Source organism: Proteus faecis (assembly GCF_030286765.1).
GTDB classification, from domain to species: domain Bacteria; phylum Pseudomonadota; class Gammaproteobacteria; order Enterobacterales; family Enterobacteriaceae; genus Proteus; species Proteus faecis.
Map to the genome: position 1 here is coordinate 200,559 of NZ_JASVWV010000003.1, position 25,118 is coordinate 225,676.

The 25,118-nt window shown below is 37.0% G+C and carries 19 protein-coding genes and 4 tRNA genes; 5 read left to right on the forward strand and 18 right to left on the reverse strand.

Annotated features, from left to right (window positions below; genetic code table 11):
• Positions 1 to 160: 160 nt before the first annotated feature.
• The 17 genes from flhA to cspE all read right to left on the reverse strand — a co-directional run bounded on the left by flhA (position 161) and on the right by cspE (position 21,738).
• Positions 161 to 2,251 (reverse strand): flagellar biosynthesis protein FlhA, encoded by a 2,091-nt coding sequence (gene flhA, locus QSH13_RS06555; protein ID WP_109396482.1) that lies wholly within the window; start codon positions 2,249 to 2,251, stop codon positions 161 to 163.
• On the reverse strand, positions 2,244 to 3,392 hold the full coding sequence (gene flhB, locus QSH13_RS06560; protein ID WP_109396483.1) for a flagellar biosynthesis protein FlhB: 1,149 nt from the start codon (positions 3,390 to 3,392) through the stop codon (positions 2,244 to 2,246). The genes flhA and flhB overlap by 8 nt, the downstream gene beginning before the upstream one ends.
• A 424-nt stretch (positions 3,393 to 3,816) precedes the next feature.
• Complete coding sequence (gene cheZ, locus QSH13_RS06565) at positions 3,817 to 4,473, reverse strand: protein phosphatase CheZ (protein WP_023581808.1); 657 nt, start codon at positions 4,471 to 4,473, stop codon at positions 3,817 to 3,819.
• 9 nt (positions 4,474 to 4,482) lie between these two features.
• On the reverse strand, positions 4,483 to 4,872 hold the full coding sequence (gene cheY / locus QSH13_RS06570; protein ID WP_109396484.1) for a chemotaxis response regulator CheY: 390 nt from the start codon (positions 4,870 to 4,872) through the stop codon (positions 4,483 to 4,485).
• 59 nt (positions 4,873 to 4,931) lie between these two features.
• Positions 4,932 to 5,984 carry a protein-glutamate methylesterase/protein-glutamine glutaminase gene (locus tag QSH13_RS06575; RefSeq protein ID WP_109373805.1) on the reverse strand — a complete coding sequence of 351 codons (1,053 nt, stop codon included), beginning with the start codon at positions 5,982 to 5,984 and terminating at the stop codon, positions 4,932 to 4,934.
• Positions 5,977 to 6,867 carry a protein-glutamate O-methyltransferase CheR gene (gene cheR, locus QSH13_RS06580; protein WP_072063121.1) on the reverse strand — a complete coding sequence of 297 codons (891 nt, stop codon included), beginning with the start codon at positions 6,865 to 6,867 and terminating at the stop codon, positions 5,977 to 5,979. Before cheR ends, QSH13_RS06575 begins: the two co-directional genes overlap by 8 nt.
• Positions 6,868 to 6,873: 6 nt before the next feature.
• Positions 6,874 to 8,520 carry a methyl-accepting chemotaxis protein gene (locus tag QSH13_RS06585; protein ID WP_109406699.1) on the reverse strand — a complete coding sequence of 549 codons (1,647 nt, stop codon included), beginning with the start codon at positions 8,518 to 8,520 and terminating at the stop codon, positions 6,874 to 6,876.
• 59 nt (positions 8,521 to 8,579) lie between these two features.
• Positions 8,580 to 10,286: a methyl-accepting chemotaxis protein gene (locus QSH13_RS06590; RefSeq protein WP_109396486.1), complete on the reverse strand. Its 1,707-nt coding sequence runs from the start codon at positions 10,284 to 10,286 to the stop codon at positions 8,580 to 8,582.
• Positions 10,287 to 10,670: 384 nt separating this feature from the next.
• Positions 10,671 to 11,171, reverse strand: a complete 501-nt coding sequence (cheW, locus tag QSH13_RS06595) for a chemotaxis protein CheW (protein ID WP_023581802.1) — start codon at positions 11,169 to 11,171, stop codon at positions 10,671 to 10,673.
• A 21-nt stretch (positions 11,172 to 11,192) separates the two neighbouring features.
• Complete coding sequence (cheA, locus tag QSH13_RS06600) at positions 11,193 to 13,370, reverse strand: chemotaxis protein CheA (protein WP_109396487.1); 2,178 nt, start codon at positions 13,368 to 13,370, stop codon at positions 11,193 to 11,195.
• A 35-nt stretch (positions 13,371 to 13,405) separates the two neighbouring features.
• A complete protein-coding gene (gene motB, locus QSH13_RS06605; RefSeq protein WP_109396488.1) occupies positions 13,406 to 14,452 on the reverse strand; it encodes a flagellar motor protein MotB in 1,047 nt (348 codons plus the stop codon).
• A 2-nt stretch (positions 14,453 to 14,454) separates the two neighbouring features.
• A complete protein-coding gene (gene motA / locus QSH13_RS06610) occupies positions 14,455 to 15,348 on the reverse strand; it encodes a flagellar motor stator protein MotA (RefSeq protein WP_036935706.1) in 894 nt (297 codons plus the stop codon).
• A 134-nt stretch (positions 15,349 to 15,482) separates the two neighbouring features.
• A complete protein-coding gene (gene flhC, locus QSH13_RS06615) occupies positions 15,483 to 16,064 on the reverse strand; it encodes a flagellar transcriptional regulator FlhC (RefSeq protein WP_006533207.1) in 582 nt (193 codons plus the stop codon).
• 2 nt (positions 16,065 to 16,066) lie between these two features.
• The gene (gene flhD / locus QSH13_RS06620) at positions 16,067 to 16,417 is read right to left on the reverse strand and encodes a flagellar transcriptional regulator FlhD (RefSeq protein WP_072063484.1); all 351 of its coding nucleotides are present in this window, start codon (positions 16,415 to 16,417) and stop codon (positions 16,067 to 16,069) included.
• A 3,717-nt stretch (positions 16,418 to 20,134) separates the two neighbouring features.
• Positions 20,135 to 20,833 (reverse strand): MgtC family protein, encoded by a 699-nt coding sequence (locus QSH13_RS06625; RefSeq protein WP_286038960.1) that lies wholly within the window; start codon positions 20,831 to 20,833, stop codon positions 20,135 to 20,137.
• A gap of 390 nt (positions 20,834 to 21,223) precedes the next feature.
• Positions 21,224 to 21,418: a protein DsrB gene (dsrB, locus tag QSH13_RS06630; protein ID WP_109396490.1), complete on the reverse strand. Its 195-nt coding sequence runs from the start codon at positions 21,416 to 21,418 to the stop codon at positions 21,224 to 21,226.
• A gap of 107 nt (positions 21,419 to 21,525) precedes the next feature.
• Complete coding sequence (gene cspE / locus QSH13_RS06635; RefSeq protein ID WP_004243573.1) at positions 21,526 to 21,738, reverse strand: transcription antiterminator/RNA stability regulator CspE; 213 nt, start codon at positions 21,736 to 21,738, stop codon at positions 21,526 to 21,528.
• A gap of 455 nt (positions 21,739 to 22,193) precedes the next feature.
• On the opposite strand from cspE, the gene QSH13_RS06640 reads away from it, so the two are divergent.
• Together QSH13_RS06640 and QSH13_RS06645 are read left to right on the forward strand one after the other, a co-directional pair.
• The gene (locus QSH13_RS06640; protein ID WP_286038961.1) at positions 22,194 to 22,700 is read left to right on the forward strand and encodes a YlaC family protein; all 507 of its coding nucleotides are present in this window, start codon (positions 22,194 to 22,196) and stop codon (positions 22,698 to 22,700) included.
• Between the two features lie 156 nt (positions 22,701 to 22,856).
• Positions 22,857 to 22,932: transfer RNA gene (locus QSH13_RS06645), tRNA-Asn, on the forward strand.
• Positions 22,933 to 23,073: 141 nt separating this feature from the next.
• Here the strand turns inward: QSH13_RS06645 and QSH13_RS06650 are convergent.
• On the reverse strand, positions 23,074 to 23,667 hold the full coding sequence (locus QSH13_RS06650) for an NAD(P)H-dependent oxidoreductase (RefSeq protein ID WP_286038962.1): 594 nt from the start codon (positions 23,665 to 23,667) through the stop codon (positions 23,074 to 23,076).
• Positions 23,668 to 24,201: 534 nt separating this feature from the next.
• Between QSH13_RS06650 and QSH13_RS06655 the strand changes: the two genes are divergently transcribed.
• The 3 genes from QSH13_RS06655 (at position 24,202) to QSH13_RS06665 (ending at position 25,017) form a co-directional block, all read left to right on the forward strand.
• Positions 24,202 to 24,277 (forward strand) — tRNA-Asn (locus QSH13_RS06655).
• Between the two features lie 327 nt (positions 24,278 to 24,604).
• A tRNA-Asn gene (locus QSH13_RS06660) sits at positions 24,605 to 24,680 on the forward strand.
• A gap of 261 nt (positions 24,681 to 24,941) precedes the next feature.
• Positions 24,942 to 25,017: transfer RNA gene (locus tag QSH13_RS06665), tRNA-Asn, on the forward strand.
• Positions 25,018 to 25,118: the final 101 nt, after the last annotated feature.

Sequence of the window (25,118 nt, forward strand, 5' to 3'; positions counted from 1 at the left end):
ATTAATGATAATAATTTTTATTAGATATTATAAATCAAACATCATCTATAAGGATTAAAACGAGATAGAGATAAAAAAACACGCAACCAATCAAATTAGTCGCGTGTAATAACATATTCCAAATAAAGATTATTGGTCTATATGACACCTAATTATTAGTTTAGTGCGGCTGTCCACCAATCATCGACGTCATACGAATGCGACGACCTTCACTAATCTCCATATTTGATAATACGGCTAATTGTGGCAGGCTACGACGTAAAAAACGTGACAATAATGAACGTAGCGAATGATTCACTAATAATACAGGAGCGCCGCCAGACATCTCTTGGTGACGAACAGCATCTGCCGCTTGTTGTTCAATATTTTCAGCAAGCCCTGGCTCTAATCCACCGCCACTTTGCATCGCTTGAACCAGAATACGTTCTAAGCTTGCATCTAAACCAATGACTTGAATTTCATCTTGATCACCAAACCAGTGTTGTGTAATCGCACGGCGAAGTGCAACACGAACAACGGACGTTAATTCGGCTGGATCTTTCTGCTCTGGTGCATGCTCCGCTAAGGCTTCTAATATGGTTCTCATATCTCGAATAGGCACCTGTTCAGACAGCAGGTTTTGCAATACTTTGTGCAATACTGTGAGTGAAAGCATATCTGGGATCATATTTTCTGTCATTTTAGGGAGCTCTTTACTGACCCTATCAAATAACATTTGTGCTTCTTGACGACCAAATAATTCTGATGCGTATTTCGTTAATGCATGATTAAAGTGCGTTGCAATAACAGTACTTGCGGCAACAACTGTATAGCCTTGAACCTGTGCTTGCTCTCTTAAACTGTCATCGATCCACACAGCAGGTAAACCAAATGCAGGCTCTTGAGTAATATCACCCTCTAAAGAGCCAACAGCATTACCCGGATTGATGGCTAACCAACGCCCAGGATGTGCTTCACCGTGACCAATTTCAACCCCTTTCATTAGAATGCGATAAGAAGAGGGTTTTAATTCCATATTGTCTCGAATATGAACAACAGGAGGGAGATACCCTGTTTCCTGAGCAAACTTTTTACGAATACCACTAATTCGACCTAACAGCTCACCATTTTGGCGGTTATCTACCATTGGAATTAAGCGATACCCTACTTCCATTGCTAATGGATCTTCAAGTTGTACATCTTCCCATGAAGCTTCAACAACACGGTTTTGCTTTTCGACTTCTTCCATCTCTTTTTGTTGTTGCACTTCAGGATTAGCGTTACGACGTAAGATATACCAACCTAATCCACCTAATGCTGCCGTGAAAAAGAGGAAAACAAAGTTAGGCATACCCGGCACTAAACCTAACAAACCTAGTACGCCTGCGGTTAACAGTAGAACACGAGGATTGTCAAACAGCTGGGTAACCATCTGCTGTCCAACATCTTCATCTGTTGCAACACGAGTTACGATAACACCCGCTGCTGTTGAGATAATCAATGCAGGAATTTGCGCAACCAGACCATCACCGATGGTTAAAAGGGTATAAGTCGTTGCAGCATCATTTAATGCCATTCCGTGTTGAGCAACACCGACGATAAGACCACCCACCACGTTAATCACAAGGATCATTAACCCTGCGATGGCATCTCCACGGACGAACTTACTCGCACCATCCATTGAACCGTAAAAGTCGGATTCCAATGAAACTTCTTTACGGCGTTTTTTTGCTTCCTCTTCGTTGATAATGCCTGCATTCAAGTCAGCATCGATTGCCATCTGTTTACCTGGCATTCCATCTAACACAAAACGCGCACCCACTTCAGCAATACGTCCCGCCCCTTTTGTGATTACCATAAAGTTAATCAAAATAAGGATGATAAAGACTACAATACCGATAGCAAAATTACCGCCAACAAGGAAATGGCCAAAGGCCTCGACAACGCGCCCTGCAGCTTCTGGTCCTGTATGCCCTTCCATTAAGATGATACGCGTTGAAGCAACGTTTAATGATAAACGTAACAACGTGGTAAACAGCAAAATAGTTGGGAAAGCAGCAAAGTCCAACGTACGTCGAGTGAACATTGCAACCAACAGCACCATAATGGAGAGTGCGATGTTAAAGGTAAATAATAAATCCAATAGAAAAGGTGGCAATGGCAATACCATCATTGACAGTATCAACAAGATAAGCACTGGCCCTGCCAGTATCTGCCACTGAGAACTTTTCCAATTTCCCGGCAAGCGGAGTAATGAGGCCAAATTAGCCATGACGATTATCTTCTCCAGCAAAGTCCAGTGCGGGAGGCACTGGCAAGTTCATAGGTTGTTTAGGTTTTAAACCACCTTCGGTTTTCCATCGTTTCAGTTGATAAACCCATGCAAGTACTTCTGCAACCGCAGCATAGAGGGTTGAAGGTATTGCATGACCTATTTCACTGTGACGATATAACGCCCTAGCAAGCGGTGGTGCTTCTAGAAGCGGAATTCGATTTTCTGCACCAATCTCTTTAATTTTTAACGCAATAACACCAGCCCCCTTCGCTAAAACTTTAGGGGCTGCCATTTTATCGTTATATTGCAGTGCGACAGCATAGTGGGTTGGGTTCGTCACAATCACATCTGCTTTAGGCACATCGGCCATCATTCGACGACGTGACATTGCATGTTGTTGCTGGCGGATACGCGCTTTAAGTTGTGGATCACCCTCTTGCTGTTTAAATTCGTCTTTAATTTCTTGGCGCGTCATTCGTAATTTTTTCAAATGACTACGAATTTGAAAAATAATGTCAAATGCCACCATTGGTATCAGCATAAAAACCGTAATGTAGACAGCGAAAATTAGCAGTTGCATCGCATTGGCTAGCGCACTAAGTGGTGGAAGCGTGATCAGATGAAGAATATCGTTCCAGTTGTGCCATAAAAACACGGTTGCAGCGATCCCCACAAAGGTTGATTTCAGTATCGCTTTAAATAACTCAGCTAACGCATTCATAGAAAAAATACGTTTTAACCCAGAAATAGGATTCCATTTTTTGGGATCAAATTTAATGGATTTACTACTAAAGTTAATCCCGCCTAATAAGGCAGAGCCACCAATTGCGACAAAGACTAACCCCAAAAACACGGGTGATAGTGCAAAAACGGCTTGTTTAATCAAGCTACCAAATCGAGGGATCAATAAATTCTCATTACCGATAAGGTGATGATTAAACGTAAACCCTTCTGTTAACATGGCATATAATTCACGAGTGATAAATCCACCACTCATCCACAGCAAACTCACGCCACCCAAGACCATTAATACGGACGATAGCTCTTTAGAACGAACAATTTGTCCATCTTTTTTTGCTTTTTCCCGTTTATGGGGTGTGGGTTCCTCTGTTTTTTCGAGATCGCTATCTTCAGCCACAGTCAGTCCGATTCAGGTAATGAGATTAAAAGCATGAATGAAATGACTCTAAGCATGACAAATTCGGAGGAAATTGATGGGCTGAACAATCGCAAATTTACGGGGCTTTTTGAGCTATGACAGCATTCGCTGAAAAAACAATCCAATGATAAAGATGGAGATATAAGCAATATTGACACTGATTATAAGGAAATCAGCAAAATTCACAGTAAAATAGAGTAATTCTACTTTTATGATGTTTATTTCGACAACGTCAAAAGCCGCTTAAAAAAAGCGGCTTACATTTTCTTCAATAGCGTGAACTATTAAAGCATTATTACATGATTTTTTATCCATAAAATACATCATCCTAAAAGAGCTGAGCATAGAGCGAATGCGTCCTGCGTATCTCAACGTCCTTATCGCCCTAAAACTCATTAGAAGGTTAGAAACCTAAACTTTCCAGTAAATCATCAACTTGATCTTGATTTTTGATCACACCAGCGTTGTTTTTATTAACCTGAGGACCATTTAATAAAGAGTCAGTCTCCTTCTTCACATTAGACTTTTCAAGTTGCTCTGGTGGCAGGTTTTCCATTAATACCATCACGAGTTGTTTTTCAATTTCTTGAACGACACTCATCATGCGTTTAATGACCTGACCGGTCAGATCTTGGAAATCCTGTGCCATCATGATTTCCAATAACTGACTGTTAGTAAAAGCCGTACTCTCAGGGATATCCCGCAAATAATTGCGGGTATCGGTTACAAGAGAGCGTACATCTTTCAGCTCTTCTGGCTGTTCAAACCATTGGTCCCAACGTTCAGTCAGCTTAGTCGCATCGGCACTTAACGCATCCTGTTTAGGTTGCGCAGCTTCGACACAGTTCAATGTACGCTCAGCTGCCTGAGCGGTCATTTGAGCAACATAGTCCAATCGTTCCCTAGCGTCAGGGATGGCTTCTGCTGCTTCGGCTATTGCTTTATCCAATCCTAATTCTCGCAAACTGTCGCGTAACATCCGCGTCAATTGTCCGATCCGGCTGATAATATCAGATGTCATTTCAATATTATCTTTCGGCATAATTGGATTCCCACTCATTGCGACTCCTTAGATGCCCAGTTTTTCAAAAATTTTATTTAGTTTTTCTTCAAGAATTGCTGCTGTAAAAGGTTTAACAACATATCCACTTGCACCAGCTTGTGCTGCTGCAATGATATTTTCTTTTTTAGCTTCAGCGGTTACCATAAGTACTGGTGTTGCTGCAAGTCCCGCGTCACTACGAATATTTTTAAGAAGCTCTAGACCATCCATGTTTGGCATGTTCCAGTCTGTAATCACAAAATCAAATGCCGAATTGCGTAATTTAACTAACGCGTCAGCACCATCTTCTGCTTCTTCTACATTCGTAAATCCTAATTCCTTTAGCAAATTACGAACTATGCGGCGCATTGTTGAAAAATCATCAACCACTAAAAATTTCAGATCCTTACTTGCCATCGAAAACTCCTTCAAAATATATCGGCAAATTACTGTGTTGCTTTTTAAACTGAACTTAATCAGATACGCAATGATTGTGTACTACTGATTTTCATCAGCACGGCTTTACTCATTGCGCTTATGCTTTTCACTTCGTCTACTGCGCCTAATTCAACCGCAGCACGAGGCATGCCAAAGACGACACAACTCGCTTCATCTTGTGCAAAGGTATAACTACCCGCACGACGCATTTCTAATAAACCAGCAGCACCGTCACTTCCCATTCCGGTTAAAATCACACCGATGGCATTACGCCCCGCATATTTTGCGACAGACCTAAATAACACATCGACAGAAGGACGATGACGGTTGACTGCGGGCTCTTTATTAATGTGAATCTGGTAGTTAGCACCATTACGACGAAGCTCCATGTGATAATCACCTGGCGCAATATAAGCATGCCCAGGTAATACACGTTCGCCGTCTTCTGCTTCTTTTACACTAATTTGACATAACCGATTTAATCGTTCTGCAAATGAGTGTGTAAACCCAGCGGGCATATGTTGCGTAATTAATATCGCAGGGCTGGTAATGGGTAATGGTTCTAGAAAATTACGAATAGCCTCTGTGCCACCAGTTGATGCACCGACAGCGATCAACTTTTCACTCGAAATCATCGGTGTAAATGACAATGATTTAGAAGGCGGTGCTTGTACTTCTCGGCGATTAATTCGTGCCTGTGCTGCCGCGCGAATTTTCTCGGCAATCAGTTCGCTATAAGCCATCATACCTTCACGCAAACCAAGCTGTGGTTTAGTCACAAAATCAACCGCACCCAACTCTAACGCTTTTAACGTTACTTCTGAGCCTTTGGCTGTTAATGATGAAACCATAACGACAGGCATAGGTCTTAATCGCATCAATTTTTCCAAGAAATCAATACCATCCATGCGTGGCATTTCAACGTCTAACGTTAATACCTGTGGGTTGTACTTTTTTATTAAGTCACGAGCCACTATAGGATCTGGTGCACAATCAACAACTTCCATATCGCTATGACTGTTGATGATTTCTCGCATGATTTGACGCATTAACGCCGAATCATCAACACAGAGTACCGTTATTTTATTCATAACCTCTCCTTGCTGGTGTCAGCCCGTAAACGGTATGCCCATGCAAGTAGAAATTCTTGCTAAGCTGGCTTACATTCTCTGAATGTCCAACAAACAGCATTCCGTCTGGCTTAAGTAATGAGGTAAAACGATTAAGTAAGGTTTGTTGTGTCTCTTTATCGAAATAAATCATGACATTACGACAAAAAATCGCATCAAAACTACCTTCTAAATCCCATTGCTTGTCGAGTAAATTCAAATACTGAAAAGAGACCATCTCGCTAATTTGATGTCTAATTTTCACGTATCCTTCAAACTCGCCGACACCTTTGAGAAAATATTTTTTCAAATATTCATCATTTAATGTTTTAAGCTCTTCCTGTCGGTAAACACCTTTTCGTGCTTTATCCAACACATTAGTATCGATATCACTGGCAATAATTTTGGTTTTATACGGGTTATTTCCAAAAACATCGCGTAAAGTCATCGCTATTGAATAAGGTTCTTCTCCAGTAGATGCTGCTGCACACCATACTCGGTAGACGCCTCCTGCTTTTTTTCTGGCATGTTTCGCCAAAATAGGAAAATGATGCGCTTCCCTGAAAAATGCAGTGAGATTGGTTGTTAATGCATTGACAAACTCTTGCCATTCAGGGTTGCGTACATCACTTTTAAGAAACGCAAGATAGTCACCAAAGTTATTCATCCGTAATTCACGTAACCTCCTCGTGAGACGGTTATAAACCATCTCCCTTTTGTTGTTAGTCAGCACAATACCGGCCTTTTGATAAATCAATTGGCATATAGATTGGAACTGATCATCGGACAACATGAACCGTTGGGTAAAAATATCCAACGGTTGAGCAGCGATATCTGATAAGACTTCAGTAACATTACGTTTCATTGTTTTTTAATGGGTCTTTTTAAAAAATGATTTTTTATCTGCTTTTTTCAACCCATTACCTTCTAGGGATGAAGAGTTATCTCCCTCATCCGTGTCAGGCAACTCGAATGCCGATACAGCATTAACAAGGTTATTAGCCTGATCTTCTAATGCTGCGGCAGCAGATGCTGATTGCTCCACCAAAGCAGCGTTTTGCTGTGTCACCTGATCCATCTGACTGACTGCATCAGCGACTTGGTGAATACCTCGGCTTTGTTCATCAGAAGCTGAGGCAATTTCTGCCATTAACTCAGTGACTTTATTTACTGATGTGACGAGTTCCTCCATTGTTTGCCCTGCATTATTAACAAGTTGAGAACCTTGAGAGACACGTAAAACGGACTCATCAATCAACAACTTAATTTCTTTTGCAGCATCAGCACTGCGTTGAGCAAGATTACGAACTTCTCCAGCAACAACAGAGAATCCACGCCCTTGTTCACCTGCGCGAGCAGCTTCAACCGCCGCGTTAAGTGCTAATATATTGGTTTGGAACGCAATACCATCAATCACACTGATAATAGCCCCTATCTTTTGAGAACTTTGTGTAATCGCATCCATGGTTTCAACAACACTATGTGTGATTTGGCCACCACGTATCGCTGTTTCAGAAGCAGACTCCGCGAGCTTGCTCGCTTGCAGAGCGTTATCAGCATTTTGTTTAACCGTTGCTGTTAACTCTTCCATGCTTGCCGCAGTTTCTTCTAACGAAGCAGCTTGTTGTTCAGTTCTTGAGGATAAATCCGTATTTCCTTTGGAAATTTCTTGAATACCAGAATACATAGCATGGCTATTATCACGAACGAGGCGAATAGAACGCGCGAGCTCACCACGCATCTCTCGTAGTTTTTTAAACACATTTCCTATTTCATCATCGGTAAAGACAAGAATTTCACGATTTAATTTACCAGTGGCAACATCATTAAAATAACGACTTAAACTTGCGAAAGGTTTAATGATATTAAAACGTAGCCAGCGATGAGCGGCGATTGATACAACAATAACCATCGTTATTGCACCGATAAACATCAAGATAGCAATAGTATAAGAGCGATGTCCTTGCTCTATAGATTCAGTAATTTCTCCCTGAACATAATTCATATAGGTATTAAATGAATTTTCCATCGCTGTTTGATAACGTTCCGTTGGTTGATCTAAAAAGCCTTGGAAGTTATCGTTTTTTAACATGCTATGTAATTCGGTTAATGCACCATACAAAACGTGGTAATCGTTTTTCACTGCTTCAACAATTTCTTTTTCTTCTGTCGGGATTGCCTCTTTATTTATATCAGCAAGGAAATTTTGAAAATGAGTATTCGCCGTTTCCAAACGTGAAAGTGCGATTGATTCAATAGATTGAATATAATCCGTTGACTGTTCAGTTTTCACTGCGATAGCAACACGATTAATCGCATTACGTGTTTGTATTAAAGATGCCCAACTTAATCCTAATTCATCTCGCTTAGATGTATCTATATCTATTTTGGTGATCTGTTTGTTATCCAAATGAACGATCCCTAGCGAAATACCACTAGAAATCAATTGCATAACGCAAAACATCATCAGTAATAAATAGAGACTGGTGGATATCTTTAATTTGCGAAACCTAAACATGCCTTCACCTCGTTTAAAGCGGTGGTTTAAAGCCACCGCTTGTCAGCCACTTGTTGTTGTTAGAAAGTTTCCCAATTAGCGGGATCTTCAACACTGCTGCTCTTTTTCTTTTCTGAGGTTCCTGGTTTTATAAGTGGAGCAGCGGCTTTAACTACAGGGGTTGCATCCGATTCCTTTCTTTCTAGCGTTTTTTCTTCCTGACCCGGTAATTTGAAGATTGAAACTAAGCGGGTTAATGCAACTGCTTGATCTTCAAGACCAGCAGCCGCGGCTGCAGATTGTTCTACTAAAGAGGCGTTTTGCTGAGTGACTCGATCCATTTCAGAAACCGCAAGGCCAACTTGTGAAATACCTCGGCTTTGCTCATCTGATGCTGAAGCAATTTCGCCCATGATATCAGTAACGCGCGTTACTGAATCCACGATGCGCGTCATCGTCTCACCCGCACTTTCAACGAGTACAGAGCCCGTTTCAGTACGATTTACTGAATCTTCAATCAGTGTTTTTATTTCTTTAGCAGCTTCTGCACTTCTCTGTGCAAGGTTACGAACTTCACCGGCAACTACCGCAAATCCGCGACCATGCTCACCGGCTCTAGCAGCTTCAACAGCCGCATTCAGTGCCAAAATATTGGTCTGGAATGCAATGCCATCAATAACAGCTGTGATATCGGTGATTTTCTGAGAACTTCCGGCTATGTCGTGCATCGTTTGCACCACATTAGCAACAACTTTTCCACCTTGGCGGGCAATATCTGAGGCATCATTAGCAAGGTTACTTGCTTGGCGAGCATTGTCTGCGTTCTGTTTTACGGTCGCCGTTAACTGTTCCATACTTGCAGCAGTTTCTTCTAACGAAGCCACTTGTTCTTCTGTACGAGCAGATAAGTCATTATTCCCAGCAGCAATTTCACTTGTACTGTTATAAATGTTTTCCGTACTTTGATAGACACCACGAACAGTTTGAATAAGCTCTTGTTGCATATGTTTTAAACCACTTGCTAACAAGCTCATTTCATTACGTCCATTCACTTCGATATTTGGACGTAAATCACCTTCAGAGAAAGTTTTAATACTTAATAGAAGTGAATTTAATGGTCTAATTAAGGCATTACGTAATGCAAACCAACATAGAATTAATGCTGCGATAACGATAATGGCTAACACTGCCATAGTAATGATAGTGCGTTGGTGAGAGGCCTCTAGTGCCACATTTAACTCTCCGTTAAATTTCTCATTACGCATAACATATGAAAGATACTCTTTGTAAAAAGCGTCTTGATAACCCGTAGTTGGTTGCTCAAAAAAGTCTTTTAAGTTCTTATCTTGAAGTAAAATTTCTAATTGGTTTAATGCAGAGAAATATTCGATAAAGCGCCCTTTTAGGCTACGAACATCATCTTCTGAGTGAATCTGATAAGCTGTAATATTCTTTTCAAATTCTTTAAATTTCTCGTCTGCACGAGACATATTTTTACGAGCAAGCCCCGCCAAATAATCAACAGACAGAGAATCATCTACATTAAGATTTTTATCTTGTAATAAAAAACTAATCGCAGCACGATTAATATTATTACGAGCTTGAAGTAAGTTAGCCCAGCTTTCATCTAGGCGTTCACGTTGCGATTGTATTGTCAGTGTTTTATTAAGGTCGTTTCTTGTCTCAACGATATTTGAGTAAAAAACGCCCCCTGAGACAAATTGCAAAACACCAAACAACAGAAGAATGGATAATAATCCAGTCACTATTTTCATTCGGCTAAACATAGTTTCCCTTTTTATAATAAACGGTAATGAGCAAGTTATCGGCAGACTTAAGAGAAACTTTATAGGATTCATTTCGTCTTGGTCACGTTTTTGCTCTATTAGAAAGCGGTGGTAATACTCTTTTTAATTAAAATTATAAGTATAAAAAACTTTAAAGTTATTTCCGTCAGTAGAAAAACATTACAGCTAAGTGATAGCTACTTATTAAGTTAATAAGTAATAAAATAGAACTTAACTAAAATTATTAGTTCTTTTTTATCTTTTAATTTTACTTAAAGTTAATTTAATGCTTTAGCACTCGCTAATAAAATAAAAAAGATAAAAATAACTATTCCGGCAAAATTACCGGAACAGTATTTAGGTTATTTTTTAAAAAATAAAAACTTATTTAGCTTGAATTGTTGCACTATCGACTAATTCCATTTCTTCACTATTGAGTAATTTTTCAATATCAACAAGAATAAGCATTCTTTCATCTAAAGTACCTAAACCTGTTAAATACTCAGTAGACATGGTGACTGCAAACTCTGGCGCAGGGCAGATTTGCTCTGGCTTTAGCGTAAGAACATCAGAAACGCCATCAACAACAATTCCCACAATTCGATTTAATAAGTTAACCACAATAACAACAGTATTGTCATTATAAGTTACACTTTCTTGTGAAAATTTAATACGCAGATCAACTATCGGAACAATAACGCCCCGTAAATTAGTTACACCTTTAATAAAGCTAGGTGAATTAGCAATACGTGTAACTTGATCATATCCACGAATTTCTTGAACCTTTAAAATATCAATTCCATATTCTTCATCACCCAGCGTAAAAATTAGAAATCCTTGTCCAACAGTTTCACCGGATAATTTCTCGAAATGTTCCGAAGCCATAATCTTATTTTATCCTCACTATTAAATGACTGCGCTTGCAGTTGTATTCTTTTTCTTATTCGTCATTTGTGTATGACTTAAACGTTGCAATTCTGGTACATCAAGAATTAAAGCTACACTACCGTCGCCCATAATTGTTGCAGCCGATATACCAGGAACTTTTCGGTAATTGCTCTCTATATTTTTAACAACAACTTGATGCTGACCAACTAATTGATCTACTAATAAAGCATAACGACGTCCGGCACTTTGAACAATAACCGCAATGGCTTGGGTAATATCAGTTTGAGCGCCTTCAATATTAAAAGTACGATGTAATTCAATCAGCGGTAGATATTCTCCTCTAACCTGCAATAATTTTTCATCGCCAGCCAATGGATAAATATCATCTTCTTCCGGTTGTAAAGAACTGACTACCGTTCCTAATGGTAAAATAAAGACTTCGTCATGAACTTTAACAGACATACCATCTAAAATTGCTAATGTTAGTGGAAGTAAAATACGAATACGCGTTCCTTTACCAACCTCAAAACTGATCTGAATTTGCCCCCCCATCTCTTGGATATTTCGTTTCACAACATCCATACCCACACCACGGCCAGAAACATCCGTTACGACTTCGGCGGTAGAGAAACCCGGTGCAAAAATTAGCATAGCAACTTCTTCGTTGCTCATATTTTCAGAAACTGCAAGTCCAGAAGAAATCGCTTTTTTCAAAATACGTTCGCGGTTTAATCCAGCACCATCATCAGTCACTTCAATACAAATATTACCACCCTGATGTTCCGCAGACAGAGTTAACTGCCCTGCTTCCGGTTTACCCAGAGCAATCCGATCCGCTGGCATTTCAATACCATGATCAAGGCTGTTACGAACTAAGTGAGTTAAAGGATCGATAATTTTTTCAATTAAGCTTTTATCCAGTTCTGTTGAGCTACCAATCATGTTTAACTCAACTTTCTTATTCATTTTACCTGCTACATCACGCACAACTCGTGGGAAGCGACTGAAAACATATTCCATCGGCATCATACGAATTGACATAACAGATTCTTGTAAATCACGAGAATTACGCTGCAACTGAGCAATACAACTTAGTAAATCACTATATATTGCAGGCTCAAGGCTACCGCTGTGTTGTGCCAACATTGACTGTGTAATAACTAGTTCACCAACTAAGTTGATTAATTGATCAACTTTTTCAACTGCAACACGAATACTGCTTGATTCTGTTTTTGGTGCTGCCGCTGTAACGGGTCTTTTCGCTGGTGCTGCCACTGGAGCTTTAGTTGGTTCTGCCGATGGCATCACTTTTTCAACCACTGTTTTTTCTACAGGTGCAGGTTGCTCAATGTGGTTTTCAACATGAGCATCATCAACAGATGTTGTACTTTCTTCTGTAACTGTATTTTTTTCTGGTGCTTTTTCTGCAAGCGCCTCTTTTTTAAACGAGATTTGTTCAGGTTCAATCACAAAACAAAGTACAGCGCTGATATCTTCTTCTGTTGCCGTAGTTTTCAATATTGCTTCAAGGCCATGATGCTGTTTTTCAACCTGGCTAACTTCACCAAGATGTTTTAATTCATCAAGCATTAAATCAATATCTGTCTCTTTCAGATCAGACAGAATGATATGATGGTAATAATGCCCATCAGCCGCCATTGTTGATGCGACTTCAACTATATTTTCTACGGCTTCACTTTGCACATTTTCGGCGTCAGATGACAAAACAGGAGTTTCAATCATTGTGGCCTGTGAGTCTGAAGCTTCAGATCCAGCAACAGCCTCAACTCGAGGTGTGGATTGTTCTTCTTTTACATCGAGAGCCAGCTGACGCAACTTCTCACAAATATAGTTAAATGTTTCCTCATCAGGTTCTTGTGAGTTTTTATGTGCATCCAATTGCTGTTGCATAATATCTTTCGCTTCCAGAAACAGGTTAATAATGTCGTCGGTGAGCGCCATCTCATGACGTCTTGCACTATCGAGCAAGTTTTCAAGCACATGAGTGGTCTGTTGAAGTTTAACGAAGCCAAATGTTGCAGCTCCTCCTTTTATGGAGTGTGCACTACGGAAAATCGCATTCAACTGTTCTTGATCTGGATTTGCCGGATCAAGTAACAGCAAATGCTGTTCCATATCAGCTAACAACTCATCTGCTTCATCAAAAAATGTTTGATAAAACTCAGTAATATCCATCGTTACTCATTCACCTTTACGCGATTACTAACAAATTAGGGGGCTGTTCCCTGCTTTGTAGTAATATTTGTCGATTGTGATGGCAAACTTTCCCCAGAAACTCCTGTTTCAACATTTTCCTTTTTTGATTCGGGAAGCTCAGATGCAGAAGACACAGACGACCCCGTCTGTGTGTTTTCTGCTTTTTCTTGTGGGGTTTCTTGCCCTGAAAGTAGAGGTTTAATTTCTGCGGCCTCTGTTACTGTCGGTGCAACCCGCTCATTTTCTTGTACAATTTTTTGTTCTGCTTGCTTCGTTAAGACCAAAATACTGATCCGCCGGTTAGCCGCTGCAAAACCGTCCTCTTTAACTAAATGAACTGTTGATGCCATACCTACAACACGCAACACTTTCCATTCATTTAAGCCTGCACCAATTAACTCTCGACGAGAGGCATTTGCGCGATCCGTTGATAGTTCCCAGTTACTATATTTAAAAGCACCACTTGCATAAGGGATATCATCGGTATGACCTGATAAACTGATTTTGTATGGCGTGTCATTTAAAATTGGTGCAATTGCCGTCAAAATATCCTTCATATAAGGTTCAACGGTGGCACTACCGACTCTAAACATAGGTCGATTTGCTTTATCAATAATTTGAATGCGCAAACCCTCATCCATCATGTCGATCAATAAATGGGGCTTCAGATCTTTTAACCTAGGATCATTTAGAATGACTTGTTCTAAATTCTCTCTTAATCGGCGGAATTGTTGCTTTTCATTGAGCTGTTTATCTTCTTGACCTTTTGGCAAAATATCGCCTTCGTTATATACAGGATCACGCCCCCCTCCAGGAATAGGATTGGTTGCATCTCCACTAAATCGCCCTTTTTCAATAGCGACTTTTAATGGCGTACGAAAATATTCGGCTACACGAGTTAATTCTTGTGGGCTAGAGATTGAAAGTAACCACATCACCAGAAAGAAAGCCATCATTGCGGTCATAAAGTCAGCATAAGCTATCTTCCATGCACCACCGTGAGCTTGATGTTGCTTTCTCCCTCGCTTTTTAACTCGAATGATTTGTGAATTACTCTTCATAATTACTCTTCTTTCATTGCATCAGGATTTGCCTGCATTGGTGTCCGTACCTGACGTACATGTTCTTCCAATTCAATAAAAGAAGGTCTGTCTGCCAGAAAGAGGGTTTTACGTCCAAATTCAACAGCTATCTGTGGCGCATATCCATTCATGCTAGATAACAATGTTGTTTTAATGCACTCCATCATTTTCATTTGCTGACTAGAGCGCTGTCTGAGTCTAGAAGCTAATGGTGAAATAAAGCCATAAGCTAGTAAAATACCTAAGAAAGTACCAACCATTGCGTGTCCAATTAATACGCCCATTTCACCAGCAGGCCTATCCGCGGCACCTAACGCATTAACAACCCCCATAACCGCGGCAACGATACCAAACGCAGGTAGTGAATCACCCATCGCTGATAAGCCTGTTGCAGGTACTTCACTTTCTTCCTCAAAAGTTGCAATCTCTTCATCCATCAGAGATTCAATTTCATAAGGATTCATATTTCCTGTTACCATCAAACGCATATAGTCAGTAATAAAACTGAGCATATAAACATCTTTCATAATGCGCGGATATTGGGAAAAAATGTCACTTTGTTGTGGGTTTTCTATATCTCTCTCTAATGCCAACATTCCGTTTTGACGAGCTTTTGACAATAAACGAAACATAAGTGCCATTAAATCCATGTACATCGCTTTATTGTAATTTGTACTGCGAAGTAATTTCGGTAGGATCTTCATTGTCGATACAATTGCTCTACCATTATTACCTACAATAAAAGCACCGATACCGGCACCAAAGATGATTATAAATTCGGCTGGCTGGTATAAGGCACCTAAACTACCACCGACGAGAAGATATCCCCCGATGACGGCGCTCATAACCACGATATATCCTAAGAGTACTAACACGCGATATCCCTTTAGCTAATTTCGTTATTGAGAGAATGGCGAACATAGCAGCAAAAGATAGGAGGGGGAGAGGAAACGGTTCAGGTTATAGATAACTAAGCTCTATAACCTGATATTTAACTTTCAATCTCGAATCACATTGCAAACTGTTCAAGACCATCCAACAGTTGTAAGTTAATATCGGCAGGATTGGCGGAAAGTTTACGTTTTTTTATTGCGCGAGAAGGTGGCTGGCAAAGACTACAAACATAATTGCTAGCTGGCTGGTGTGCGTGTGTAATAAATGAACCATTACATTTGGTACAAACGGAAAGTTGCAACATACCACTTTCAACAAAACGTACTAATGTCCATGCTCTTGTTAGTGCTAAAATAGGTTCTTGATCTTTAACAGGCGGACATTGCTCTAAGTATAAACGATAAGCTTTAACAACAGCCTCAACGCCAACACAACCGCCATTTTTTAATAAAAAGCGATAAGCATTATAAAACATTGAGGAATGGATATTTTGTTCCCATGTCATAAACCAATCCGTTGAAAATGGCAGCATTCCTTTTGGAGGGGGGCTCCCTCTTAATTCTTTGTATAATTTAATTAAACGCCCCCGACTTAATTGAGTTTCACTTTCAAGCATTTGCAAGCGGGCACCCAAGGTGATTAATTCCATTGCTAAGCGAATATCTTTCGCTTCTCGGACGATACTTTTCTCACTCATTGTTATGCCCGTTTCTTTGTCGCAGTAGTGTCTTGTTCCGATAACTGACGAAACAAGTTAGAAGAAAGAAGAATGCCAGTATGAATTTGTTGTAAATCATCCACTCTAGATTCTTTAGTGAGTTGTTCTATTGTTTCGCTGTCTTCAAAGCGGAAATTACAGATTAGCTGGTTTGTTTCAGCCAACTTAACCAATTGTGGCAATGTAAGCTCTGCCAGTGCATCCGCCATTGCATCACTAATCCCAAGCCGAAACATTGCGGAAGCCTTTTCTTGGTTAATTAACCTTTGCGCCAAAAGCAAATACGATAAATTTATGTCATAAATATGCTTAAGCAATTCAACCGTACTCATCTCTTTACATCCCGTCCGATTATATTGAACAAAGAGGATCTTTCTAATGAAAGATCCCGAGGAAATTAATATAAATGTAATATTAAATTCCAGGCCCCATTTTATGAACATGACACGTAGTAACACTACCTTGTATTACTTAGTTACGGTCATTTTCAAAAGTAGCGAAAAAATCATTTAAATTAAAAGTAAACTTTAAATGCTCGCCAATATAGCTCGTTAAGAATAATCCTAACGCAACAACTTTACTCCTTAACGATTAAGTTATTCAACGGATAAAGTAGTCTAATTTAAATACTATGTGAGTCACATCACAAAAAGATAATCATTATTATGGAATTAGTTCATTAACTATTCAAGTGATAAAAGTAATAAAACTTGGTGTAAATTAATAAGCTAATCTACCCAAATTAAAATATTAATGATAATTTTTTATTTTATACGATCTATTAAACTTATAAACCTAAAAATACAGCATAAAAATTTGACAAATCCACAATTAGAGATTTTTTTGATCACAGTAACATATATTGATATATCTCCCCCTCATCTTTATCTAAACAAGCTTCTTAAATTTAATAAATATTTCTATAGATATTATTTTTTTCACCATTTACGCAAACCTTCATAAATGATCACTTTTTGTTTACAATTTGTTTGAAAAACAATCAATTCTAATTATTTATAGTTATCCTAAATTTTTTTATTATTTTAAAATGATAATTTTACTTTTAAATCAACATGATATGATAACGATTTTATTAGACAGGACGATAAGTCATATAAAATTAAATTCTTAGTTATGCATCTTCACCCTTAAATCATTGAATATTTATTTCTACATTATTAAAGTTTCAACTGTAATAATTTAATTTAACTAATGCTTTTCAAGTGCTATTTAACACTTAAATTACAGAACTCTTAATAAGAGTTTTATTGCCTGTAAATTAATCACAGAGAAATAATATCCACATATAAATAAGTTTTTTTTATGAATCACAGTATAATTTATGAACAATATAAATTTAAAATCACCACTAGATTAATATAAAAATAAAAGAATATTTTTTATTTAATTAAATAATCCCCCTTACTAATTTAATTATCAATTAAAAATTGAATATGAAAATAATACAACATTTAACTTAAACCAAATCAAAAAAAACACGCGTTTTTTTATAAAATAAAGTCACAGTCTATTAATATAAAAAATAAAATTAAAACTTTCCTATTTTTCACTGTATATATATATATTAGTCCAATAATCCATAGATAATTAAAAATATAAAAGACAGTAAAAAAATAAAGAAAAAGCAGATTTATAATATCATGTATTATATAACCACTTATCTTTTGTTATAAAAAAGACATTTTTTGAAATATAAATTTCAATTTCATAAAAAAAGATCTCAAGATCTCCAATATAAAGTAATTAATTCATAAAATAACAATGCAAAATATAAATTCTGTTTTTCCTGTTAACCATATTGCCTCAACATAATAAATGGCTGTAATGGCAAATTATGACAACTCCAAGTTAACACTTGTATAGATGTAGTTTCTCAATGTAAAGCAAGGAAGGTAAATATGATCAAAATAACATCTCATTGATTACTCTATTAGCATCGGTGCAAATGAAAAATATCAAATGTTAACTTTTAGCCCCGAAATAGTTTCTAACAACAATTTATTTTACGCTTACAAATGATGAGTATTGTTTCACCTTCCCTCTTATCATGTGGTTAGTCTCTTTTTTTCAACCTAGCTATCACAAGTCTCAAGACATTACGGAACCAAAAGTGCTGGCTTCGTAACAACCCATTACTTAACAAAAGTTGATGTTGACGAACCTAGGAAAGTATAAAGATTTAAATATCAGAATGCCTTTACTTAACGCGCTAAAATATATCTCTAAATGTCCCTCTATTCTAACCACTAATTTGACTCATTTTATTACCCTTTTTATGAGTAATTTCAACTTTAAAAAGACTTTTCTTCTCGATCAAAACCTAATAAAAATATTGATATACCTAAATAATCAAGGCTTATATCTCATTTATTAGACTAGTCTTAAAAATCAATAACTATGCTTAGTATTCTATAACCCCAAAGTGTTCTAAATTTTTGGAGAAAGAAGGTTTTAAAAAATATTGTAACCGTATTTTTCTACAGTAATAATTGAGATCATTCATGATATGAATGCAAATAGTTTGTGTATTGCTTTTAGTTCTATTGAAACGAGTTACATCGTTTTTTAGTAAGCAAAGATGAAATGTTTGTTCACACTTTTATACCAGCAATGTTTTAAATTAGTGTTCCTCTTATACTTAGTTTTATCTTTTTTGGTAAATCAAAAAAGGTCAGTACCACAATTATCCTTTATATATATTTTCACAGGAAATACTAACGGAACATCTATTTCATACTAAGATAATTCTCCTTCTGTAATAAGTAAGATTTACATCCTTGACAAAGTTATAAACAATATAATTTTGAAATGATTATTTTATTGAACAGAAAGAGTGGTGTGATTTTTCTACTCTTCTTATAAGATTACTTATTGGTATCAATTTTTCCACATGGTCTTTACAAAAAAATCCACAATTTTTCAAAAGATTTTCATTCACCAATGATTAGTGATTGCAGACAACATACCTCAGCAATTCATCAGCTTTACTGTAGCAGTATAAATCCATCGTTTTCCTAAATTCCTCTTCATATTTTGAGAATCTAATTTGATTAAATTAAAAACATTACTCAAAAAAATCACACTTAAATTAAATGCGGTAGTAAATATTGATAAATTTTTAGCCAAATACATTGAAATAATTTGAGAGTATAACTTAGGTATTAAAAAAATCTAATATAATCAATAGAAAACATCACTTTTCACCCAAAATTCTATACTACTTTAAGCCCCTTAATAACAACTTTTTGTTCTACAATACTCCTAAGAGCCCCATTTAATCAGTCAACCATAGGTAGCAATCGCTTACTTGATTTTAGTTTTTTCTATTTATTAAAAACAAAATAAACAGAGATAAATCAAATCAAACCAAAAGGAGCGATTAATAAAAATGAGAAATCACACCAACCTCTCCCCAAATGTGGTTCAATTTTTTTCATTCATAACTCATTATATACGGGTTAACCACAATACAAATAATTGTGCATTAATCAATTTAGACAAAAATGTTTGTTTTTATTAAAACGAAAATGAACATATGCCGCCCAACCACGTATTTTAATTAGCTTTTTTTGAATATATTTTTCTGTTTTTTATTCCATAAAGTAATAGTTACACAAATAATAATTACACAAACAAAATACTTTATTTCTATATATCAGTAATAATACGTAACCTATGACTAAAGCCTCATTCTCCTCATTAGAGAAGTTAGTTTTAGAATTAAATATTATGTAAATGCTATAAATAATTTGGACTTAGATAGGAAAAAGTGAATGCTTTACTATAAACACACAAAAGAATATGTCTGTACGAATAAACATAATCAGCCATATAACAACTTGAAATATGACAGTTCTATTACTTACAAATTACAAAGTTATATTTTTTATAACTTTTATCAATATTCATATTCCTTTTTGAAATAACTTTGTAAGTTGATCTCTAACTCGTATCTAGATAACAAAAAAGCTCCCTATACAGAATATAGAGAGCCTTGATTAGAAAGAAATTGCCTTAAAAAAGCTCCGTTAAACAGGATGCTCCGCGGCTATCTTCCAATTAATTGCACTAACACTCTTTTCTAAACTTACTCTGCAAACAATCGCTTCTATCTCTTTTTGCTCAACAGGTGTTGCAAGTAATTCAGCACAAACTTCCAATTGATTAGGCATCAATGTATCAGCACTACTTAAAGACTGTAATCGAACATGTAATCCATTTATTGCTTGTAAAATCAGTGTTCTAACTAAGACTTCATCTTCTTCATGACAAATAATTCGTATTGAGTAGCGTTGCTCAATATCTATTGCTTGATATTGTGGCTGAGCGTTTATCCGCTGAGCGGCTTCTCGCAGTAAAATATTCGCACAAAGAATAAGAAGTGTTGCTATAGTCGCCAATTGATATAAACCTAATCCACATAACACACCAATTCCTGCGGAACACCAAAGCGTTGCCGCAGTATTAAGTCCACGTATATTCATTCCCTCACGCATGATCACACCAGCACCAAGAAATCCAATACCTGAAACAACTTGAGCGGCGATCCGACCAGGGCTATCAGGCGAAGTTTCTATTGAGCTTAAGATAAAAACAGCAGCCCCCATTGCCACTAAAGCATTTGTTCTTAAACCCGCCATTCTTTGTCGCCATTGACGTTCAGCACCAATCAAAGCACCAAGGCACATTGCAATCATGAGATTTAAAATATAAGGCGTCATCGTCATGTTTATTTCCTCTACATGATGATTAAAATCGATATGAAAATTTTGCTCTGATAGTTCAGAGTGTTGAAATTAATTCATCGCTTTAGGAGGAGGAAATAAAGAGAAAAAAATATAGCACATAAAATTACCCTTCTTGTTTTAGCTACATAAGGGAAATTATTTGGGTAAGTGCATAATTAAAATATAAGAAAAGAATATTACAACGCACTGCCCACCAAAATGGTAAGCAGTTTTAGTGAAGAAAACAGCTTACCTATTTATTTGTCTCAATTAATGGGTTTATCATTAACCTACAACTTTGTGTATCCAAGATATTTTCTCCTAACTATAATTTAGCAAAAGTATAAGTAGCTGATTTAAAAATGTAAATGAACCAAACCTAAACGTCTGTCACTTTTGCTGTATTGGTCTCACAAATGTTCCTTCACCGCCCTCTTTTTCATTAAAAAACCAAATTCCTTTTGGATATTCAGGGAGTGATACCAAATACATTATACCTTCATTAAATTCTTCGATAAGTAGGATAGTTCCTTCACGATCGTCACTACCATCTGTTTTTACAACAACCTTATCATTAACCTGCATTTTCTCTCCTGATAAATATTATCATTCTCTTTTTTTATTTTACCCATAAAGAAAAAGCCTGCCACCATAAGGTGACAGGCTTGAAGAAAATTTTTAAAAGGCTTTAATTACAGAGCTGTTACGTTAGCTGCTGCTGGACCTTTTGCACCGTTTTCAATTGTGAATTCTACGTTCTGACCTTCAGCCAGAGTTTTGAAACCGTTACCTTGAATGGCAGAAAAGTGAACGAATACGTCTTTGCTTCCGTCTGCTGGAGTAATAAAACCAAAGCCTTTAGACTCGTTGAACCACTTAACTTGACCTTTCATTTTGTCAGACATGTGACTTTCCTATATATCAATAAAACGTTGCCTTCTCGGCATCTACTGGCCTGAACTACCTATAACTTATGGGCACACATGAAGAAAACGGTCAAAAAGCGATGCTGTTTAAAACTCATTAACTTAGAATGTCAATCATAAATCAGGTCTGTATTGAGGCCTTACTCATTAACGCATGAGACAAGTTTAATAGCAATAGTTTTATGCGTCTAAAGATTAAAAAAATGCAAATTGCACATTAAAAATACAATTCTTCCTCGATTTTTATCACTGTGCATAAAATTTATTTGATATTTTATCTCTATTATTAACAATGACTAAGAATATTCTTAATAGTCTAACAATAACAGTTAATGCCAGAATTTAAAAAAACTGTTCTACCCGCTTATCTTGCCCACGTGATAATCTAGCAACAAGAAACAAGTTCGCAACATTCATCTCTTAAGGTGTTTACAATGAATGTATTAAAAGAAATCTTAGAGCGTGATTTAGACCGGATCAATAAAGCAGAAAAAAGAGACGGGAAACCACATTTTAATAGTCAGTTTTTAAAAAACCATATTTGGCTATGTATCAGCATGGTTCTCTCTTATGTATTACTCGCTGCGTTATTAATATATTCACCTTACTTTGGTGTTATCTCGCTGGTTCTTTTTACTGTGATGTTCTTAGTTATGGCGGGTATCTTGTTATTTGATATAAAACCTATCTATAAATTTGAAGATATTGGCGTTCTCGATTTGAGGGTTTGTTATAACGGTGAATGGTACACCTTTGAAAAACTCTCTGATGAAGCGATAAGTGAGATCCACCAGCACCCTGCTATTCCTCAACAAATAAAAGAAGACATTCGTGAGATTATTAATAAAAAGCAAGAAATTCATTTTTACGATGTGTACTTGATGGCATTTGATCCCGTTCAGCAATCAATTTCAGCATCACAATTATCTCCTCAAGCCTAATTGATTCTCCGTGTTACAGACAAAAACACGGAGAATAACTTCTATTATTTAGCCACTTTGTCGATAAACCAACCAAACAGATATTTAATCCACTTTTAACGTTGACACCCTGATACATCATCGTTATTATGCGCCTCGTTCTCACGAGAACTCGCTTCCTCCATAGTTCAGTCGGTAGAACGGCGGACTGTTAATCCGTATGTCACTGGTTCGAGTCCAGTTGGAGGAGCCAAATTTAGAAAAGCCCGCACTATTAAAGTGCGGGCTTTTTGCTTTCTGAGCGCAACTCATCTAAATCAGCTACCTAAATGCAACCTGTATCATTACCTTGATTGATTAATAAATACTAGTTTATATCTAGCAAGATAAATACCTAACCGACTAATCCAACAATTTCATGTATTAGGTGTTTTTTATATGCTTCAACATCTTGTTCAATTTGCGGTTGTTTCACTACATCAAACATTCCAAAAGTTTTTAATCCTTCCATCCCCAAAAATTGGTTCGCTTTATGGAATGGAAAATAGACCGCATCAATACCTTTTCCTTCAAAAAACTGCTCTTGTTCTTCAAAAGCTCCAAAAGGCGCATTCCAAGTTACAGAAAGGAGGTACTTTTTACCTTGTAATAATCCACCAGAACCATATTTTTTCGAAGGATCTTTTCGCGTACGGCCATCATCAATATACATTTTTCCGTATCCGGCACTAAATACATCATCAATGTATTTTTTTAAGATCCAAGGCCCTTCCATCCACCATGCTGGCATCTGATAAATAATGACATCTGCCCATAAATATTTATCAACTTCTTCGTCATTATCATAACCGTCATCAATATGCGTTGATTGCACAGTTATCTGATGAGATGACAACAATTCTGTGGCAACTTGCGTTAAATGATCATTGAGCTTCCCTTCAGAGCCATCAAACTCTTTTGCAGCATTAACAATAAAAACATGAGTCACATCTAAACTCCTTTGCATACACATAGTTAACAAAATGACTGTAACGTAATTGTCTATTACTGTCTTAATTCATTTATCCATTATTCTTGTCTAAGGATCCAAAGATAACCTTTTTGATCTCGATACTTTTACTCGTTGAAGATATTTTAAAAACGATAATCTAAATAATCGCTAATTTTCACGACTAAACGGCGGTGGATTTTCATAATCCACAATAAATGCCATTTCAGCAACATCACGCCTTTCGATTAGCATAATCCTTCTCACCTCATTCAGTCGTAACTATTTTTGATATTGCTACGACATCATATCCAATTTTTTCTTTCCATTCTTTCCAATGCAAGGCACGTTTCATCCGGTATAAATATCATTTCAGATATTATTCCAACTTATAACCATCTATTTTTTATACATTTTTATCAAAAAAGAAACAATCTGATGCACTCTTAAGCAAACGATGATTTTTTTTCATTTTTTACTTTACAAGGCGAACTAGGATAGCTATTATTCGCCTCGTTCTCACGAGAACTCGCTTCCTCCATAGTTCAGTCGGTAGAACGGCGGACTGTTAATCCGTATGTCACTGGTTCAAGTCCAGTTGGAGGAGCCAAATTTAGAAAAGCCCGCGCTATCATAGTGCGGGCTTTTTGCTTTCTGCTCATCAACTATTTTTATTTCTCTATTTTCTTATTTATTTTTACATATCCATCCTCAATTCCACGTTAACGCAAAATCATTAATAAAAGAATGCGTTTTTATAAGCTTATTTCAATCAACATTGTTCTACTGACTATCTTTTAAACTCAAAACCACCTTATTTGATTTAAAAATCATAAATTAGTTATTTTTTAACCACTTAAACTGTTATTTCACTTTTTTTACTTTACAATGTTCATTACCCTCGCTATTATCCATCTCGTTCTCACGAGAACTCGCTTCCTCCATAGTTCAGTCGGTAGAACGGCGGACTGTTAATCCGTATGTCACTGGTTCAAGTCCAGTTGGAGGAGCCAAATTTAGAAAAGCCCGCGCTATCACAGTGCGGGCTTTTTGCTTTTCACCTTTTATCACTACCTTTCTTCTTTTTTCATCTCTTTATTTTCAGTATTTGACGTGAAAAAACAGCCCGTTAAAAACGTTTATTATCTCATAATTCGATTATCTGTTTTAGAAACAAGCAATATGTTGTTTATCTATGCACTTAAACAAATATCATCGATTGTCCTTTGACATATCAAACCACCCACTATATGATACACGCCACTTAATGATGTTCCTCCATAGTTCAGTCGGTAGAACGGCGGACTGTTAATCCGTATGTCACTGGTTCGAGTCCAGTTGGAGGAGCCATTTCTCTTTGTGTCACCCTCGTAACCTTTTGATTTTATTCTCTGTTTTACCTTACACAATTCCAAAAAATATAATAAAAAATACGATTAAATGGTAGCTAT